Here is an 18,126-nt window from a genome sequence, read left to right on the forward strand (position 1 = left end):
TCCACCCAACGCACCCGACCCACGAACGGGGCCGCAAATGCGATTCAATGAAGGAACCACAGACACCCAATAAAGAGCGTGTGGTGCCCCATCACATGATGGGACTCCTTAGAAAGGAGGTGATCCAGCCGCACCTTCCGGTACGGCTACCTTGTTACGACTTCGTCCCAATCGCCAGTCCCACCTTCGACAGCTCCCTCCACAAGGGTTGGGCCGCCGGCTTCGGGTGTTACCAACTTTCGTGACGTGACGGGCGGTGTGTACAAGGCCCGGGAACGTATTCACCGCAGCGTTGCTGATCTGCGATTACTAGCGACTCCAACTTCACGGGGTCGAGTTGCAGACCCCGATCCGAACTGAGACTCACTTTAAGGGATTCGCTCCACCTCACGGTCTCGCAGCCCTCTGTATGAGCCATTGTAGCATGTGTGAAGCCCTGGACATAAGGGGCATGATGACTTGACGTCATCCCCACCTTCCTCCGAGTTGACCCCGGCAGTCTCCCATGAGTCCCCACCATTACGTGCTGGCAACATGGAACAAGGGTTGCGCTCGTTGCGGGACTTAACCCAACATCTCACGACACGAGCTGACGACAGCCATGCACCACCTGCACACCAACCACAAGGGAAGCCCTATCTCTAGGGATGTCTGGTGCATGTCAAACCCAGGTAAGGTTCTTCGCGTTGCATCGAATTAATCCACATGCTCCGCCGCTTGTGCGGGCCCCCGTCAATTCCTTTGAGTTTTAGCCTTGCGGCCGTACTCCCCAGGCGGGGCGCTTAATGCGTTAGCTGCGGCACAGAAACCGTGGAATGGTCCCCACACCTAGCGCCCAACGTTTACGGCGTGGACTACCAGGGTATCTAATCCTGTTCGCTCCCCACGCTTTCGCTCCTCAGCGTCAGTATCGGCCCAGAGACCCGCCTTCGCCACCGGTGTTCCTCCTGATATCTGCGCATTTCACCGCTACACCAGGAATTCCAGTCTCCCCTGCCGAACTCAAGTGATGCCCGTATCGACCGCACGCTCAGAGTTAAGCCCCAAGTTTTCACGGCCGACGCGACACACCGCCTACGAGCTCTTTACGCCCAATAATTCCGGACAACGCTCGCACCCTACGTGTTACCGCGGCTGCTGGCACGTAGTTGGCCGGTGCTTCTTCTCCAGGTACCGTCAATTGCTCTTCGTCCCTGGCGAAAGAGGTTTACAACCCGAAGGCCGTCATCCCCCACGCGGCGTCGCTGCGTCAGGCTTCCGCCCATTGCGCAATATTCCCCACTGCTGCCTCCCGTAGGAGTCTGGGCCGTGTCTCAGTCCCAGTGTGGCCGGTCGCCCTCTCAGGCCGGCTACCCGTCACCGCCTTGGTAGGCCATCACCCCACCAACAAGCTGATAGGCCGCGGGCCCATCCCCCACCGAAAAAACTTTCCACCACCAACCATGCGATCAGTGGTCCTATCCGGTATTAGACCCAGTTTCCCGGGCTTATCCCAGAGTGGAGGGCAGGTCACCCACGTGTTACTCACCCGTTCGCCGCTCGTGTACCCCCGAAAGGGCCTTACCGCTCGACTTGCATGTGTTAAGCACGCCGCCAGCGTTCGTCCTGAGCCAGGATCAAACTCTCCAACAAAACCCTGACTTGCAACAAACAACTGGCCACAACACCCGACGGGATCGAATGCTGCAACCAAACAAACAATTTGGCACAAAACGCCAAACCGAATCAAAATAGCTCGACACACTGTTGAGTTCTCAAAAGACACCCGCACCGCACTCACCCACCCCCACACAAGGAAGCAGGATCCTGAAGACGGATCGCCTTGACCCACCAAGACAATCACACCGAGAAACTCGATGAACCACCGGGGGTCGCCGTCCGCGGGGCCTGTTGACCGAACCCCTCAGGGCCCGTTCTGTCCGGCTCACTCGCTGACAGGGAGAAAGTTACGGCACGGTGTCCGGGGCCGTCAAACCGGGGGGTCCCCGGGGCGAACACCAGGCGTCGTCGCAGGTCACCGCGGTGGTCGGAAACGAACTCCTGGTTACCGACACCCTCTCACCGAGCGATACCGGCGATCACCGATCTGTGTGACGCCGACCACGGTCTCTTCGCGATGGGTTGTCCACGTGGTCTTCTCGGTGGTCGGGCCACCATCCGTTCAGGTCTCGAATCGGCCCGTGACCTGCGCTGTCAGGGTGCGGTCGGGGTGCGCCGTCGGGTGGCCGTCCGGTACCGCCATGGTCCGGTTCCGGCCGTCGGCCGGAACCCCGTCCCGCACGACGGCCCGTAGTCACGGTGCAGGTGCCCCGCTTCCGGCCCACCGTCGGATCCGACCCGTCCTCCGCCGTCGCGAGGCAGGACGTCCACAGCGGAGCGCCGGGGACGGCCTGGGCGATCGCCGGGACGGTCCTCTCGCGGGCGACCACGGAGCGGCCTCGGCCCCTCCGATCCCGGGACGCGTGGGGCTCGGCCGCGTCGCTCCGGCCCCCCACCGTCCCGGGTGGAGGGGGCTCCGTCCCGCCGTTCCGGCTCCCGGAGCCCCACCACGGACGGCGGGTGTTCCCCCGGATCAGCGCTCGACGGGCCGGACCACTCACCGATTTCTTGTCACGGGGACATGACGACGGCCCGTCTGACCTGCGGGGACGACCGATGGTGGTGTCCGGGCCCACGTCGTCACCGCATCAGGGGGGTATCCGTGCCCGTTCCGGCGCGTTGGTCCGTCGAGTGCTCCTCGTCGGGTCCTGCAGCGCGTCGGGGGCGAATGCGCGACGCGATCCGACGAGGAGCACTCCCTTCACCCCTCTTCCACGCGCGGCGACACCGGTCGGTGTCGCCGCGCGTACGGGCTCACGGAGCGGCGGGAGCGGCTGGCGCCGCGGGAGCGGCGGACGACCCCGGGGCCGCGGGGGCAGCAGGGGCCGCGGGAGCGGCGCCGCCCTGGCGCGGAGCCGTGACACCCGGAGCCGTCGCACCCGGGGCCGTCGCACCCGGGGCGGCCGGGGCGGCGCCCGGAGCGGGCGGCGTCGGGGCCCCGGCCGGCGGCGCGGGCGGAGTCGCGCCGTCACGACCCGGCCCACCGGCCGGACCGCACGCACCAGGACCGGCACCGTGGGGGCCGCGGCCCGGACCACCGGTCTCACCACCGGGACCACCGGAGCCGTCGGGTCCACCGGGTCCGCCGGGGCCGCGGCCGTCGGCGGCGACCGCCGTGCGGGCGGGGCCGTCGCCCGGCCCGGCGAACGCGGTCCCGACGATCAGACCGCTCGCGGTGGCCCCGACGACCAGGCCGATCACGCCGGCCGCGACCGCGGGCAGCGCGGACCGGCGTCGCAGGGCGGCGAACCGGCGTCGTCGCGGAGGGTCACCCGCGTCGGAGGCGGCGGCCACCGTCCCCCCGCCGTGCACGCCGTCCCGGACGTGCGGTGTCGGGGTGTGGGCGGTGGGGGTCTCGTCGGCGGGGACCGGGGGCTGCCGGTCGGTGGGGCGGTCGTCGTCGTCGCGCGGGGTGCGGTTCTCGTCGTTCATGGTTCTCCTCGGACGGTGCCGTGCCCGGAAGAGGGCAGCGGCGGGTCGCGGACCGCCGGACGGCGGACCGCTGGGGGTCGGGTGGGATCAGCCGGCGGGAGGCCGCGCGGCGTCGACGACGTCGCGGGCGGCGGACGTCGTCGCGGGCAGCAGCTCCGACACCGAGTCGACGATCCGGCTGCCGCCCAGTGACTGCGCGAGCGTCGTCACGGGGGCGAGCGCCTCGGCGCTCACGACCGCGGGGACCACCCACGAGACCAGCCAGATCACCAGCAGTGCGGTCACGGCACCGGTGACGGCGCCGACGATGCGGTCCAGGAAGGACAACCTGCCGCGGGCGAGCACCCGGCTGACCAGTCCGCCGAGGAACCCGCCGACCAGCGAGCCCAGCAGCAGACCGGCGATCACCCCGACCAGGCCCCACAACCAGGCCGAGTCGGGGGTGTCGCCGTAGCGGGCCAGGTTCGAGCCCCAGGCCGCGCCGACGCCGGCACCGACCACGAGACCGAGCAGGCGCCCGGCCCGGGCCACGCCGCCGAGCCGGCGGAACCCGCCGATCGCGGCGGCCACCACGATGATCAGGACGATCACGTCGAGCAGGGTCATCTCTTCCTCTCCGCGCCGCGGGCCGGGCGGCCCGTCGTCTCGGTGTCTGCCACGACAGTGCCCGCGGTACCTGAGACGGACCTGAAACCGGCGGGTCCTTCAGGTCCCCCTCAGCCTCGCGGCGCACCCTTGTGCCGTGAGCACACGCCAGGACGACGACAGCCGCGGCCCCACGACCCGGGTCCTGGTGCTCGAGGACTCCGACGCCATCCGCGAGTCCGTCGTGGACGCGCTGGCCGATGCCGGGCACGTGACCGAGGGCGTCGTCGACGGCGTCGCGTTCGAGGAGCGGCTCGCCGCGTTCCGGCCGGACCTCGTCGTCCTGGACGTGATGCTCCCCGGCGGGCGCGACGGGTTCGAGCTGATCGACGTCGTGCGTGGGCACGGGGACGCCGGGATCGTCATGCTCACCGCGCGCGACGCGCTGGCCGACCGGCTCCGCGGGCTCGACTCGGGCGCCGACGACTACGTCCTCAAGCCCTTCGCGCTCGACGAGCTCGTGGCCCGGGTCGCGGCGGTGCTGCGCCGCCGGGGCAGGCTGCCGTCCGCGGTGCAGGTGGGCGACCTCGTCCTCGACCCCGACGCCGCCGTCGCCTCCCGCGGGGGGACGGTGCTGGAGCTGTCCGCGACCGAGCTGCGGCTGCTCACCTACCTCGCCGAGCAGCGCGGACGCACCGTGTCCAAGGCGCAGATCCTGCGCTCGGTCTGGGGCTACGACGCCTACGACCCCAACCTCGTCGAGGTCCACGTGTCGGCGCTGCGCCGCAAGCTGGAGGCACACGGTCCGCGGTTGCTGCACACCGTGCGGGGCCTCGGCTACTCGCTGCGCGGGCCGTCGTGAGCTCGGCCGCGCAGGCCCGCACCGCCACCCCGTCGCTGCGCCGCCGGGTCACCGCGGCGGTGCTCGGGGTGGTGGCGGTGCTGCTGGTCCTGGTGGTGGTGCTCGTCGACGTCCTGCTCGGGGCCCGCCTGGAGTCCGATCTCGACTCCCGGCTGCGGGACCGTGTGGTGCAGGCCCAGCAGCTGATCGCGGCGGGAGCCACCCCGGAGGAGCTGGTCACCGGGCTGTCCGGCCAGCAGATCCGGATCAAGGTGAGCACCGCCGACGGGGAGGTCATGGGCGACCCCGGACTGAACGCGCCCGGTACCCCACCGCCGGCCGGCCGGCCGGACCGCGGCCCCGGTGGTGACCGCACCGACGACCCGAGCAGGCCGCCGTCCGCCCCGGTCCCGGCCGGACGGCCACCCGTCCCGCCGGACACCGGCAGCCGCACCGTGACCCTCGACGCCGGTGGCGGGGCGACGGTCGAGCTCGTCGCCGACGCCTCCGACGTCGCCCAGGTCCGCAACGGTCTGCGCGCGGTGCTGGCCGGATCGGTGCTGCTGACCCTGCTCGTCGCGCTCGGTGCGGTGTCGTTCGTCGTGCGGACGGCGCTGCGCCCGCTGGACCGGATGACCGCGCTCGCCGGGCGGATCACCGCGGGCGAGCGCGACGCGCGGCTCCGGCCCGATCGCCCGCACACCGACCTCGGTACCGCGGCGGCGGCGATGGACGGCATGCTCGACGCCCTCACCGACGCCGAGCGGCGCTCCCGGGAGGAGGCCGAGCGGACCCGGGTGTTCCTGGCCGACGCCGCGCACGAGCTGCGGACACCGCTGTCCGGGATCACCGCCGTCGCCGAGACGCTGGAGCGGTCCGGGCCCGACGCCGACCCCGCCCGCCGCACCCGGCGCCTGGAGCTGCTGCTCGGCGAGACGCGCCGGGCCGGGCGGCTGGTCACCGACATGCTCGACCTGGCCCGCATCGACGGCGGCACCGCGGTGGCGCCACGGGAGGTCGACGTCGCCGGGATCGCGCGCGCCGAGACCCGGCGGGCCGCGGTGCTCGCGCCAGGGCTGACCGTCGACGGCCACGGGGAGCCCGCCGCGGTGCGCGCCGACCCGCAGGCGGTGTCGCGCATCCTCGCCAACCTGCTGGACAACGCCCGCCGGCACACCCCCGACGGCGGGCGGATCGAGGTCGTCACCCGGACCGACCGGGCGGCCGGGACCGTGTCGGTCTCGGTGCGCAACACCGGCACCCCGATCGCCGACGGCGACCGCGAGCGCGTCTTCGACCGGCTCGTCCGGCTCCAGGACGCCCGCGACCGGGACAGCGGCGGCGCCGGGCTCGGCCTCGCGATCGCCCGCGGCCTGGCCCGCGCGCACGGTGGCGACCTCACCTGCCCACCCGACGACGACGGCGCGACCTTCGTCCTCACCCTGCCCGTGACGGGCCCCGACGGCCCCGGCGGACTACCGTCGTGACGTCACGCAACCGTCAGTCCGACCCCGTCCGATCCGGGAGGCCGCGGTGACCGAGGAACCGCGGATCCCCCGGGGTCTGGTGATCGCGTCGAGCCTGGCCTGGCGCGGTCTTCTCGTCGCGACCGCCGTCGCCGTCGTGCTGTGGCTGATCGCGCAGCTCGCGGTGCTGGTCGTGCCGGTGGTTCTCGCGCTGATCCTGGCCGCGCTGCTCGCACCGGTGGCCCGGATCGTGAACCGGGTCCCGCTGGTTCCCCGCGGTCTGGCGACGGGTGTCGTCGTCGCGGGCGGGCTGGCGGTGGCGGTCGGGGTGCTGTGGTGGGCGGTCGCGGCGTTCCTCGACGGGCTGCCGAGCCTGTCGGCGAGCATCGGGGAGACGGTCGTCGCGCTGCGGGACCGGCTGGCCGGGCCGCCGTTCCGGCTCGACGACACCCAGCTCTCGGCCGTCTTCCAGTCGCTGCTCGACACCTTGGCGCGCAACCAGGCCGCGCTGGCGAACAACGTGATCGGCGCCCTGGGGACCGCGGGCGAGCTGGCCGCCGAGACCCTGCTGATGCTGTTCGTGTTGATCTTCCTGATCCACGACGGTGCGCGTATCTGGCGGTTCGTCCTCGGCGCGGTCCCGCAGCACGTACGGCGGAGGGCCGACGTCGCGGGCCGGCGGGCGTTCGCGTCGCTGGTCGGCTACACCCGGGCGACGGTCGTCGTGGCCGCCGTCGACGCGGTGACCGCGGCGGTCGGCCTGTGGGTGATCGGGGTTCCGCTGGTCGTCCCGTTGGCCACGCTGATCTTCTGCGGCGCGTTCGTCCCGACCGTCGGCGCCGTCGTCACCGGGATCGTGGCGGTGCTCGTCGCGCTCGCCTCCGGGGGCTGGGTGGACGCGCTGCTCGTGATCGGCCTGCTCCTGATCGTGCAGAACGTCGAGGGCTACATCCTGCAGCCGCTGTTGCTGGGCCGGTCGGTACGGCTGCACCCGCTCGCGGTGGTGCTGCCGATCAGCGCCGGGCTGATCGTCGGCGGGGTGCCCGGGGCACTGCTCGCGGTGCCGCTGGTCACCCTCGCCGACGCCGGTGTCCGCTCACTGCGCCGGCCCGGCGACGGGACGCTGCGCGACGCGGGCACCGTCGACCCGCTGGACCCGCGTTCGGCGCGGCCGCTGCGCGGCGAGGGCCCCGGGCCCGTCGCGCTCCCCGGTCCCGTCTGATCCGCAACCCGGATCCGGGTTTCGAGACACGGCACACCTTCGCAGGTCAGCGCGGTTTGTCCGGGAAGGCGATCGGCTATCCCCGGAGTGCCTCGCTCGACGAACGGAGGACGACGTCATGTCATCGATCGGGTCCGACGCACGCCGGCTGAACGGGTTGCACCGGATCAGCAGCCTGCTCGTCGGGATCATGCTCCTGGTGTTCGGGGTGCTGGGCTTCACGAACAACCTCGACTTCTTCTCCACCACCGGGTCGCCGGTGCTGGGGCTGTCCACGAACCTGCTGCTGTCGACCGTGTCGGTGGTCGTCGGCGCGGTGCTGGTCGGCGCCGCCGTCCGGGGCGGCCGGTTCGCCTCGACGGTCAGTGTGACCGTCGGCGCGCTGTTCCTGCTGTCCGGTGTGGTCAACGTGCTGCTCATCGGCACGCCGTACAACCTGCTGGCGTTCCGGATGCCGAACGTCGTGTTCAGCCTGCTCGTGGGCCTGGTGATGCTGGTCCTCGGCGCGTACGGGCGGTTCAGCGGCCGGCTGCCGTCGGACAACCCCTACGCGGCGGAGCAGAAGCACGTCGTCGACGCCGAGGGTGGCGACGACCGCGACCAGCGGCTGCCCGCCGGCGCCGCCGACATCGCCGCGGCCCGCTCCCTGGCCGACACCGAGCGGCTCGTCGCGAACGGTGGCGGGACCGAGGAGCAGCGCCGCATGCTCGCCGAGGTCGATGCCATCCGCGACACCGGTGAGCGCCGCGACGCGTGGAGGGCCCGCACCGAGCGCGGCGGCGCACCGGCGTGACCGGCCGCCGCACGGCACCGGGCCGGGACACCGCACCGGTGCCGCCCGGCGTCGCGCCCGAGCCGGTCACCCCGGACCCGCCCGCCCCGGTCCGGCACCCGCTGCTGCACCAGTACTGGGCCGACGTGGTGTTCCTGCACTGGCGGGCCGACCCCGCCGCGGTGGCGCCGCTGCTGCCGCCCCGCACCCGTCCGGACACCCACGACGGCGTCACCTGGGTCGGGCTCGTCCACTTCCGGATGCGGCGGCTGAGCTTCGGCCCGCTGCCCGGCCTGCCCTGGCTCGGCAGCTTCGCCGAGACCAACGTCCGGCTGTACTCGGTGGACGACGAGGGTCGCCGGGGCGTGGTGTTCCGTTCGCTCGACGCCGACCGGATGCTGCCCGTGCTCGCCGCGCGGGGTGTCGCGGCCCTGCCCTACGACTGGTCGCCGTCGACGGTGTCCGGGCGGGTCGCCGAGGGCGAGGAGATCGCCTATTCCTGCACACGCCGCTTCCCGGGCCCGCGCGGTGTCTCCGCACGGACCCGGGTCCGCACCGGCGCCCCGCTGGCCGTCCCCGGGGAACTCGAGCACTTCCTCACCGCACGCTGGGCGCTGCACACCCGGCGTCCGCTGGGCACCGTCCGCTGGCGCAACGACCACCCGCGCTGGCCGCTCCACCACGCCGAGCTGCTCGACCTCGACGAGAACCTGGTCGCGGCGGCCGGTGCCGCGCCGTCGTCGGGCCCCCCGGACAGCGTCCTCGCCTCGCCCGGTCTGCCCGTCCGGTTCGGCGGCTGGCGCCGGGTCTGCGAGCACCGGTGAGGGGCACGCATCGCCGCCCCCGCGCCGCGCGCCCCGGATGAGGGCCTGTCGCCTACGCGGTACGGTAGGGCGTTCCGCGCCCCGGCCTCCCCGGGCGCCGACGACCGGCCCGCCAGGGGCCAGGAGCTGATGTGACCGAACTGGAGCCGACGACCGGCGACGCGACCGTGCTACCGGACGCGACGCCCGTGGTCGACCGGCGCTGGGCCGATGCGCCGTGCGCCGCGCTCACCGTCGGCGCCGACGGCACCGTGCTGCAGGCAAACGGAGCAGCACGCGCGCTGCTCCCCCGGGCCCGTACCGGGGATCTGCTGTCCCGGGTCGCCCCGTGGCTGGCCACCGCGGGTGGCGCCGACCGCGGCGTCCCCACCGCGTTCTCCGACATCGTCGACGGTCGCGCGCTGGAGGCCCAGCCCGTCCGGCACGAGGACGGCTCGGTCACCTGGTGGCTGATCGACGTCACCGACGTCCGGTCCATCCGCGACGAGCTGCACCTGGAGCAGGCCCGCGCCGCTTTCCTGTCCGAGGCCTCGGCCGCGCTCCTGGGCTCGCTGAACCTGGGTCGCTGCATGGAGGTCACCGCCCAGCTCGCCGTGAGCAGACTGGCCGACGGGGCGCTCGTGATGACCCCGGGCACCCGCGGGCAGTTCCAGGTCGTCGACGCCGTCACCGACGGCCCCGTCCGGCACCGGACACTGCGCATCGACCCGGACGAGGTCCCCGGCCTGGCCGAGGCCCTGCAGGGCTTCCCGCCGGTCCCGTCGCGCTGGATCGACCCCGCCGTCGCCCCCGCCTGGGTGACGCCGGACGGGTTCGGCGAGGTCGGCTCGATCGTCGTCACCCCGCTGCCGGGGCACGGCATCCCGGCCGGCGCCATCGTGCTCCTGCGCCGCGCCGACACCGGGCCGTTCAGCGAGGGTGAGGAGGCGACCGCCCGCGAGTTCGCCGCCCGGTCCGGTCTCGCGATGTCCGCGGCCCGCATGTTCGCCCAGCAGGCCTCGATCACCGAGACCCTGATGCGCGACCTGCTGCCGCCGTCGCTGCAGCACGTCTCCGGGGTCGAGTTCGCCGGCGGCTACCGGCCCGCGCAGGACTCCGAGCGGGTCGGCGGCGACTTCTACGACGTCCACCCCGGCGCGGAGGGCTCCGACGAGACCCTCGCCGTGCTCGGGGACGTGTGCGGTAAGGGCCTCGAGGCCGCCGTGCTCACCGGCAAGATCCGCAGCGCGGTGCACGCGCTGCTGCCGATGGCCGACGACCACCTGCGGCTGCTGCACCTGCTCAACAACGCGCTGCTCTCCGACGACCACGCCCGCTTCGTGACGCTGGTGCTGGCGTCGGTGTCGCGCAGCGGGGCCGACGTGCGCCTGCGGATCACCTGCGCCGGCCATCCGCCGCCGCTGATCATCCGCGCCGACGGCCGCGTCGAGGAGGCCGCGACGCTCGGCACGCTGATCGGGGCGCTGCCCGAGATCCACGCGTCGACCTGGGAGACCCGGCTCGGGCCCGGCGAGACCTGCCTGATGTTCACCGACGGCATCACCGAGGCCCAGGGCGGCCCGCTCGGGCGCGACCAGTTCGGCGAGGAACGCCTGCGCCGCGCGGCCGCCGAGTGCGCCGGGATGCCGGCCGAGGCCGTCGTCGAACGGGTGCAGATGCTCGCCACCGAGTGGGTGGGGCGCAACTTCCACGACGACATGGCCGTCCTCGCGGTCACCGCTCCGCGCGGCCGGCACCTCACCGCGGTGGGTGGTTCGGGCCGGGGCAGGTACACCGCATGACGGCCGGGCGCTACACCGACCTCCTCTGGGGCGCGGTGCTGCGCGGCGACGAGTACAGCGCGGTCGACGTCGTCGTCGACGCGCTGCGGGACGGCCTGGAGCCGGAGGCCGTGCTGCTCGAGGTGATCGGCGCGGTGCAGCAGCGGGTCGGGCTCGAGTGGGCGGCCAACCGCCTCTCCGTCGCCCAGGAGCACGCCGCGACCGCGATCAACGAGCGCGTGATCAGCACGCTGTCGCTGACCAGCGGGCGGCACGGCGGAGGGCGCGGGCGGGTGACCGTGGCCTGCGTCGACGGCGAGTGGCACGCGCTGCCCGCCCGGCTGCTGGCCGAGGTGCTGCGGCTGCGCGGGTTCACCGTCGACTACCTGGGCGCGCAGGTCCCCGCGGCGCACCTGGTCACCCACCTGCACCGGACCGGCCCGGACGCGGTGGCGCTGTCGTCGTCGATCGCGACCCGGCTGCCGACCGCGCACGCGACGATCACGGCCTGCCAGGCCGCGGGTGTCCCGGTGATCGTCGGCGGCCGGGCGTTCGGCACGGACGGCCGCTACGCCCGCCTGCTCGGCGCCGACGCCTGGGCCCCGGACGCGCGGACCGCCGCCGAGACCCTCGCCGACGGGCTGCCCGCCCCGGCGCACCCGCACGCCCAGCCGATGGACGACCTGCCGCACCTGGCCGACCAGGAGTACACGCTGGTCACCCGCAGTGCCCCGCGGCTGGTCGCCACGGTGCTGGACCGCCTGCCCGAGCGTGTCCCGGCGATGGCCGGATACGACGACGACCAGCGCCGGCACACCGCCGAGGACGTCCGGCACATCGTCGACTTCCTGTCCGTGGCGCTCTACACCGGTGACGCGGAGCTGTTCGAGCAGTTCCTCGGCTGGACCGCCGAGGTGCTCGAGGCCCGGTCGGTGCCGGTGGCCGTCCTGCGGCCCGTCCTGGATCTGCTCGGCGACGAGCTGCGCGACTTCACCCGGGCGTCGGAGCTGCTGCGGCGCGCGACCACGTCCCCGGCGCTCACCGGAGGCGCGGGCACCCCCGTCCCGGCCGGCGCCGTCACCGAGGGCGCCGACTCCACGACACTGCACCGAACCGGAAGGCCCGCATGAGCGACCCGCGAGAGCTGTCCCTCACCTGGACCAGCCCCGCGCCGGACCTCGCGACGGTCGCGCCGGCCGGTGACCTCGACTACGCCACCTCCGACGCGCTCGCCGACGCCGTCGCCGTGCTGCTGACGGACCGGCCCGGCCTGCGTGAACTGCGGATCGACTGCGCCGGGATCGGGTACTGCGACTCCTACGGTCTGTCGTCGCTGCTGATGATCCGCAGGCGGACCCGGGCCGCAGGCGTCGAGCTCCACCTCGACAACCGTGTCGGTGCGCTGGAGCGGCTGCTGCGCGTCACCAACACCCTGGAGCATCTCACCGGAGTCGACGGGCCGGCCCGCGAGCAGCGGCTCGACACCTGAGCCGACCGGCCGCCGCGGTCACCCCCGGTCGCGCAGCGCGGGCAGGTTCGCCTCGATCGTCGCCCGGTCCGGCTCCAGCCACGGCGGCAGCTTCAGCGCGCGGCCGAGTTCGAGCAGCGGCTCGTCGACGGTGAAGCCGGGCTCGTCGGTGGCGATCTCGAACAGCACACCGCCGGGCTCGCGGAAGTAGATCGAGGTGAAGTACTGCCGGTCGAGGATCTCGGTGACCTCCAGGCCGCGGGCCACCAGCTCGGTGCGCCACTGCTGCTGGGTCGCCCGGTCCGCCACCCGGAACGCGATGTGGTGCACCGTGCCGCCGGCCTGCACCCCGTGCCCGTCGACGCCGCCGAGCACGTCCACGGCCGTCGCGGTGTCCCCCGTGGTACGGAAGCGGCTGCGGGCGCCGTCGTCGCCGGCGTGGGTCATGCCGAGGTCGGTGAGCATCCGCTGGGTCGGTTCGAGGTCCGCCTCGGACAGCGTCACCGCGTGCAGGCCGCGTACCGCGTGCTCGGCGGGCACGTTGCCGGCGCCGTCCCAGCCCGAGCGGGTGTCGCCGGGCGCGGCGACGAGGTCGATCACCAGCCCGTCGGGATCGCGCAGAGTCAGGACCTCCTCGGCACCCGACGACGCGTCCCGGGTGCGGGGGTCGTCGGCGTCCACGCCGAGCGCGGCGAGGTGGGTCTGCCACCAGCCCAGCGACTCCGGCGGCACGCCGAACGCCGTGGCGGTCGTCAGGCCGGCGCCCTGGCGGCCGGGCTCGACGTCGGGCCACGGGAAGAACGTGAGGATGGTGGCGGGACGGCCCGCCTCGTCGCCGTAGTAGAGGTGGTGGACCTGGGGCGCGTCGAAGTTCACCGTCCGCTTCACCAGTCGCAGGCCGAGCACGGTGGTGTAGAAGTCCACGTTGCGCTGCGGGTCCCCGGCGATCGCCGTGACGTGGTGCAGCCCGTGCGGGGTGACGGTCGTGCCGGGGGTCATCGCATCGCTCCTCGGTGTGGTTGCTCCCCACCGGCTACCCGTTCCCGGGACCGCCGACGCCGGACATGAAACCCGCCCGACCGGGGTACCCGGGTGTCATGACGACGCCCGAGAAGGACCAGCGCGAGCAGGACGAGCGCACGAGCCACCCGGTCCCGACCGAGCAGAGCGACACCCCGGTCGACGAGACCCCCGACGGCGACGGCGTCCACCTCGACGCCCAGCCCGTCGCGGACGACGACCCGCGCACTGCGGCGTCCTGAACCACGCACCCGTCACGGAAGGACTGCACAGAACCATGGCCACGATCCGTTACACCGTCCCCGGCCTCGAGCGCGGAGACGCCGAGCAGGTCGTCGACATCCTGCAGCACCGTCTGCACGCCCTGAACGACCTCCAGCTCACGCTCAAGCACGTGCACTGGAACGTCGTCGGCCCGAACTTCATCGCGGTGCACGAGATGCTCGACCCGCAGGTCGACGCGGTCCGCGGGTTCGTCGACGACGTCGCCGAGCGCATCGCGACCCTGGGCGGCTCGCCCAACGGCACCCCCGGCGCGCTGGTCAAGGACCGCACCTGGGACGACTACTCGATCGGCCGCGACCAGGCGATCGCCCACCTCGGCGCGCTCGACGTGGTCTACACCGGGGTCATCTCCGACCACCGCACCCAGATCGAGAAGGTCGGCGCGCTCGACCCCGTGACCGAGGACATGCTCATCGCCCAGGCCGGCGAGCTGGAGCAGTACCAGTGGTTCGTCCGGGCGCACCTGGAGAACGCCGACGGCTCGCTGAACACCCAGGGCAAGGCCGGTGAGCAGGGCGCAGCTGACGCCTCCCGCTGACCCTCCTCCACGACGCGACACCGACCCGGGCCCGGTATCCACACGGATACCGGGCCCGGGTCGTGTCGTGCTCCGGACCGGCCGTGACCGAATCGTTCTCCTCGAGCCCAGGGACGGCCGCCCCGGGCATCCGCCCTGCTCACACCGCGGAGCGACTGCGGGACGGCGTCGACGACCCCGTCTTCCGGCCTCGGATGTCCTGCCCCGTGCGGCCACTCGACCTACAGTCGCGTGCCGGACATTCCACCCGAATCGACGCGTAAACCCCCAACCGGAGGTACACGGTGATCGCCCGCTATCTCAGGGAGCACACGAGCCCTCCCGTCTTCGTGTCATCGGCGGTGCTCGCACTCGCCTTCGTACTGTGGGGCGCAGTCGCCCCCGCCTCGCTCGGCTCCGTCGCCGACTCCGTGAACTCGGTCGTGACCGGCAACCTCGGCTGGCTCTACATCTTCACCGCGAGCGCCTTCGTCGTGTTCGTCGTCGTGCTCATGGCCTCGCGCTTCGGCCGGGTCAAACTCGGGCCGTCGGACTCGACGCCGGAGTACAAGACCGTCTCGTGGTTCGCGATGCTGTTCACGGCGGGCATGGGCATCGGACTGGTCTTCTACGCCGTCGCCGAACCGCTGACGCATTTCACGAGTCCCCCGACCGGCGAGGCCGGGACGGCGGAGGCGGCGGAGAACGCCATGCTCTACACCTTCTATCACTGGGGCCTGCACCCGTGGGCGATCTACATCGTCCTCGGGCTCTCGCTGGGCTACTTCTCCTTCCGCAAGGGATTGCCGCTCCGCCCGGCCGCGGCGCTCTACCCGCTGATCGGGCATCGCATCAACTCCTGGCCGGGCTACCTGGTCGACGTCGTCGCGGTGTTCGGCACGCTGTTCGGACTCGCGACCTCGCTGGGGATCGGGGCGCAGCAGGTCGGCGCGGGGCTGGAGACCCTGTTCGGGCTGGAGAACAGCACGCCGCTGCAGGTCGTGCTGATCCTGCTCATCACCTCGGTCGCGGCCGTGTCGGTCCTGCTGGGGATCGACAAGGGCATCCGGAACCTGTCGCTGATCAACCTGTGGCTGGCGCTGGCGCTGATGCTGTTCGTGTTCTTCTTCGGACCCACCCGGGACCTGCTGAACTCGACGGCGGCCAACGTGGGCACCTACGTCCAGCAACTGCCGGGGTTGAGCTTCCAGACCTTCCCCGGTGACGCCGACGCCCAGAGCTGGCAGTCCGGTTGGACGCTGTTCTACTGGGGGTGGTGGATCTCGTGGTCGCCGTTCGTCGGCATGTTCCTGGCCCGCATCTCCTACGGCCGCACGATCCGCCAGTTCGTCGCCGGTGCACTGTTCGCCCCGGTCGGCGCGTCCATGGTGTGGATGACGGTCTTCGGCGACACCGCCCTGGACATCCTGCGGGCCGACCCGGCGAACCCGCTGGCGGGCGCCCCGGACTCGCCGGAGACCTCGATGTTCCTGCTCCTGCAGCAGCTGCCGGTCCCGGAGATCCTCACCCTGCTCGCGTCGGTGCTGTCGATCGTGGTGGTGGTGCTGTTCTTCGCGACATCGTCGGACTCGGGTTCCCTCGTGATCGACATCCTGACCAACGGAGGAGACCCGAACCCCCGTTGGCAGCAGCGCCTGTTCTGGGCCGTACTCGAAGGCGTCATCGCCGCCGTACTGCTCGGGGCCGGGGCGGCCGCGGGCGCGGATGCGCTCTCCGCCCTGCAGACCGCCTCCATCCTCGCCGGGTTGCCGCTGTGCATCGTGCTGATCCTCATGGCTGTCGGTCTCATGAGGGGCCTGCGCAGTGAGCGGTTCGTCGTCGCGCTGCCGGTCGAGGCATCGCCAGCTCTGGCTCTGAGGAGCAGCACCGCACGAACGGACGACCTCACGACCGAGCGGGCGGAGGTCGACGGCGGCCGGGCCACCATCGACCCCAACGGGGCCCTCTACTCCGAGACCGCGGTCGCCACCATGGCGACCTCGGACGAGGTCGAGCCGGACTCCGGCGACGACGTCCTCGACCACGCGGGGGACGTCGCGCTCGAGCGGCGCCAGGGCTCGACCTGACGGATCCCGGGGCCCGGACACCCGGGCCCCGGGACCTCACGGGTGCCCGTGCTCGTCGCCGCCCACCCACAGGGCCGTCGCGAGCGCCGGGCCCCACTCGTGCTCGGCCTCGCCCGGGGCGGGGTGTGCCTGCTCGCGGGAGCGGCGCAGCCGCACCACGAACGGCCCCTCGAAGGGCTTGCGGGTCAGCAGGTCCACCCGGTCGCCGAGCCGGACGTCGTGCGCGTCGAGGAAACGGAGCACCTCGGGGTCGGTGTCGTCGACGCGTACCAGGGTGCCACCCTCGCCGTAGCGCAGGTCCGGCAGCCGGCGGGCGTGGACCACGGGCATCGTGCCGTCCCGGGCCGGGATGGGGTCGCCGTGCGGGTCGAACCGCGGGTGCCCGAGTCGGGTGTCGATCCGGTCGAGCAGCCGGTCGGAGACGGCGTGCTCGAGCGCCTCGGCCTCCTCGTGCACCTCGTCCCACGCCAGGTCCAGCTCGGTGACCAGGAACATCTCCAGCAGCCGGTGCCTGCGCACCACGGCGAGCGCGGACACCCGCCCGGCGGCGGTGAGCGTGATCCCGGCGTAGCGGGCGTGGTCGACCAGTCCGGCGTCGACGAGCTTGCGCACCATCCCCGACGCCGACGGCGACGAGACCCGCAGCCGCTCGGCCAGCGCGGAGACCCCGACCGACCCCTCCCACCGCTCCGAGAGCAGGAAGATGGTCTTCAGGTAGTTCTCCACGGACTCCGAGAGGCGCTCCGCGCTCATGCCCACCACGGTATCCCGGCGACGGCGGCTCAGGCGGTCCCGGCCGCGCAGAGCCGGGCCAGGAGGGCGGGGTCGACCGGCGAGCCGAGGGCACCGCTCAGGGTGAGCCCGTTGACCGCGGCGGTCAGCAGCGCACGCCGGTCGGCGTCGTCGGGCAGGAGCCGGGCGGCGGCCGCGGCGAGCGCGACGTCCCAGCGGTCCAGCTCACCGCGTAGGTCCGGGCGCCGCGCGGCCAGCAGGAACAGCTCGTACTCGGCGATCGCGGTGACCCGTTCCTGACGGACGCAGTCCTCGACCAGCGCGACGAGGTCGCCCGGGACGGTGACCGCGTCGAGCCGGGCGATCCAGCGGTCGTTGACCGCGGTGAGCGTCGCGACCAGCAGCGCGTCGACACTGGGGTGGTAGTAGAAGACCGCGCTGGGCGGCACGCCGGCCTCCGCGGCGACCGCGCGCTGGCTGACCGCGGCGACCCCGCCGGCGCCGACCAGCCGCAGCGTGGCCCCGACCAGCTCGCGGCGGCGCCGGTCCCCGCGGCGGCGGCGACCGTCGGCCTCGGAGGTGTCCTGTCCGATCGCATCAGGCATGCGCGGTCGCGCCGCCCAGCTCCAGGGCGAGCACCCCGGCGATGACGAGCGCGATCCCGCCGAGCTGGACCCAGGTCAACGACTCACCGAGGAAGAACACCCCGATCAGCGCGACCAGCGCCACCCCGGCCGCGGCCCAGGTTCCGTAGGCGATCCCGAGCGCCATCCCCCGGCCGAGCGCCTGGGACAGCGACCAGAACGCCAGCCCGTAGCCCACCACCGTGATCATCGACGGCACCAGCCTGCTGAAACCCTGCGAGAACCGCAGCGCCACCGTTCCGGTGACCTCGGCGCCGATCGCGAGCGCGAGCCAACCCCACATCGCCGGACTCCTCCCCCTCTGTCCGCTCCTTGCCATATTGTAGAGCGTTCGCTCAAGTTTCCCGCCACCCGGACGACCGAGCACGAAAT

Annotated in this window: 17 protein-coding genes and 1 rRNA gene; 11 read left to right on the plus strand and 7 right to left on the minus strand. The window is 72.6% G+C overall.

Features of this window, described 5'->3' with window-relative positions:
- Positions 1 to 112 precede the first annotated feature (112 nt).
- The 3 genes from DMP15_RS00100 to DMP15_RS00110 all read right to left on the minus strand — a co-directional run bounded on the left by DMP15_RS00100 (position 113) and on the right by DMP15_RS00110 (position 4,137).
- Positions 113 to 1,632, minus strand: a 16S ribosomal RNA gene (locus DMP15_RS00100).
- A gap of 1,221 nt (positions 1,633 to 2,853) precedes the next feature.
- Entirely contained in the window at positions 2,854 to 3,531 is a 678-nt protein-coding gene (locus DMP15_RS00105) for a hypothetical protein (RefSeq protein WP_337825316.1), read from the minus strand.
- 87 nt (positions 3,532 to 3,618) lie between these two features.
- Positions 3,619 to 4,137 carry a CvpA family protein gene (locus DMP15_RS00110; protein WP_062399769.1) on the minus strand — a complete coding sequence of 173 codons (519 nt, stop codon included), beginning with the start codon at positions 4,135 to 4,137 and terminating at the stop codon, positions 3,619 to 3,621.
- A 136-nt stretch (positions 4,138 to 4,273) separates the two neighbouring features.
- Between DMP15_RS00110 and DMP15_RS00115 the strand changes: the two genes are divergently transcribed.
- The 8 genes from DMP15_RS00115 (at position 4,274) to DMP15_RS00150 (ending at position 12,490) form a co-directional block, all read left to right on the plus strand.
- Complete coding sequence (locus DMP15_RS00115) at positions 4,274 to 4,978, plus strand: response regulator transcription factor (RefSeq protein WP_073575899.1); 705 nt, start codon at positions 4,274 to 4,276, stop codon at positions 4,976 to 4,978.
- Complete coding sequence (locus tag DMP15_RS00120) at positions 4,975 to 6,444, plus strand: HAMP domain-containing sensor histidine kinase (RefSeq protein WP_073575898.1); 1,470 nt, start codon at positions 4,975 to 4,977, stop codon at positions 6,442 to 6,444. The genes DMP15_RS00115 and DMP15_RS00120 overlap by 4 nt, the downstream gene beginning before the upstream one ends.
- 46 nt (positions 6,445 to 6,490) lie before the next feature.
- Entirely contained in the window at positions 6,491 to 7,645 is a 1,155-nt protein-coding gene (locus DMP15_RS00125; RefSeq protein ID WP_337825317.1) for an AI-2E family transporter, read from the plus strand.
- A gap of 118 nt (positions 7,646 to 7,763) precedes the next feature.
- Positions 7,764 to 8,438 carry a DUF4383 domain-containing protein gene (locus tag DMP15_RS00130; RefSeq protein ID WP_073575896.1) on the plus strand — a complete coding sequence of 225 codons (675 nt, stop codon included), beginning with the start codon at positions 7,764 to 7,766 and terminating at the stop codon, positions 8,436 to 8,438.
- On the plus strand, positions 8,435 to 9,241 hold the full coding sequence (locus DMP15_RS00135) for a YqjF family protein (protein WP_217266899.1): 807 nt from the start codon (positions 8,435 to 8,437) through the stop codon (positions 9,239 to 9,241). The genes DMP15_RS00130 and DMP15_RS00135 overlap by 4 nt, the downstream gene beginning before the upstream one ends.
- 131 nt (positions 9,242 to 9,372) lie before the next feature.
- Complete coding sequence (locus DMP15_RS00140) at positions 9,373 to 11,022, plus strand: PP2C family protein-serine/threonine phosphatase (protein WP_083658662.1); 1,650 nt, start codon at positions 9,373 to 9,375, stop codon at positions 11,020 to 11,022.
- On the plus strand, positions 11,019 to 12,131 hold the full coding sequence (locus tag DMP15_RS00145; RefSeq protein ID WP_083658661.1) for a cobalamin B12-binding domain-containing protein: 1,113 nt from the start codon (positions 11,019 to 11,021) through the stop codon (positions 12,129 to 12,131). Before DMP15_RS00140 ends, DMP15_RS00145 begins: the two co-directional genes overlap by 4 nt.
- Positions 12,128 to 12,490 carry an STAS domain-containing protein gene (locus tag DMP15_RS00150; protein ID WP_073575895.1) on the plus strand — a complete coding sequence of 121 codons (363 nt, stop codon included), beginning with the start codon at positions 12,128 to 12,130 and terminating at the stop codon, positions 12,488 to 12,490. The genes DMP15_RS00145 and DMP15_RS00150 overlap by 4 nt, the downstream gene beginning before the upstream one ends.
- A gap of 18 nt (positions 12,491 to 12,508) precedes the next feature.
- Here DMP15_RS00150 and DMP15_RS00155 read toward each other — a convergent pair whose 3' ends face one another.
- Positions 12,509 to 13,468: a ring-cleaving dioxygenase gene (locus tag DMP15_RS00155; protein ID WP_073575894.1), complete on the minus strand. Its 960-nt coding sequence runs from the start codon at positions 13,466 to 13,468 to the stop codon at positions 12,509 to 12,511.
- A 98-nt stretch (positions 13,469 to 13,566) separates the two neighbouring features.
- Here DMP15_RS00155 and DMP15_RS00160 point away from each other — a divergent pair, with 98 nt between their 5' ends.
- The 3 genes from DMP15_RS00160 (at position 13,567) to DMP15_RS00170 (ending at position 16,378) form a co-directional block, all read left to right on the plus strand.
- Positions 13,567 to 13,731: a hypothetical protein gene (locus DMP15_RS00160; protein ID WP_161152807.1), complete on the plus strand. Its 165-nt coding sequence runs from the start codon at positions 13,567 to 13,569 to the stop codon at positions 13,729 to 13,731.
- 35 nt (positions 13,732 to 13,766) lie between these two features.
- A complete protein-coding gene (locus DMP15_RS00165; RefSeq protein ID WP_073575892.1) occupies positions 13,767 to 14,312 on the plus strand; it encodes a Dps family protein in 546 nt (181 codons plus the stop codon).
- Between the two features lie 341 nt (positions 14,313 to 14,653).
- A complete protein-coding gene (locus DMP15_RS00170) occupies positions 14,654 to 16,378 on the plus strand; it encodes a BCCT family transporter (protein WP_434094282.1) in 1,725 nt (574 codons plus the stop codon).
- 36 nt (positions 16,379 to 16,414) lie between these two features.
- Here DMP15_RS00170 and DMP15_RS00175 read toward each other — a convergent pair whose 3' ends face one another.
- From DMP15_RS00175 to DMP15_RS00185, 3 genes are read right to left on the minus strand one after another with little or no spacing between them, the layout of a single operon-like run.
- Positions 16,415 to 17,131: a metal-dependent transcriptional regulator gene (locus tag DMP15_RS00175; protein WP_073575890.1), complete on the minus strand. Its 717-nt coding sequence runs from the start codon at positions 17,129 to 17,131 to the stop codon at positions 16,415 to 16,417.
- Positions 17,132 to 17,160: 29 nt separating this feature from the next.
- A complete protein-coding gene (locus tag DMP15_RS00180) occupies positions 17,161 to 17,715 on the minus strand; it encodes a TetR/AcrR family transcriptional regulator (RefSeq protein ID WP_073575889.1) in 555 nt (184 codons plus the stop codon).
- A complete protein-coding gene (locus DMP15_RS00185; protein ID WP_062399751.1) occupies positions 17,708 to 18,037 on the minus strand; it encodes a DMT family transporter in 330 nt (109 codons plus the stop codon). Before DMP15_RS00185 ends, DMP15_RS00180 begins: the two co-directional genes overlap by 8 nt.
- Positions 18,038 to 18,126 lie beyond the last annotated feature (89 nt).

This window comes from Pseudonocardia sp. UM4_GMWB1 (assembly GCF_017312155.1).
GTDB classification, from domain to species: domain Bacteria; phylum Actinomycetota; class Actinomycetes; order Mycobacteriales; family Pseudonocardiaceae; genus Pseudonocardia; species Pseudonocardia alni.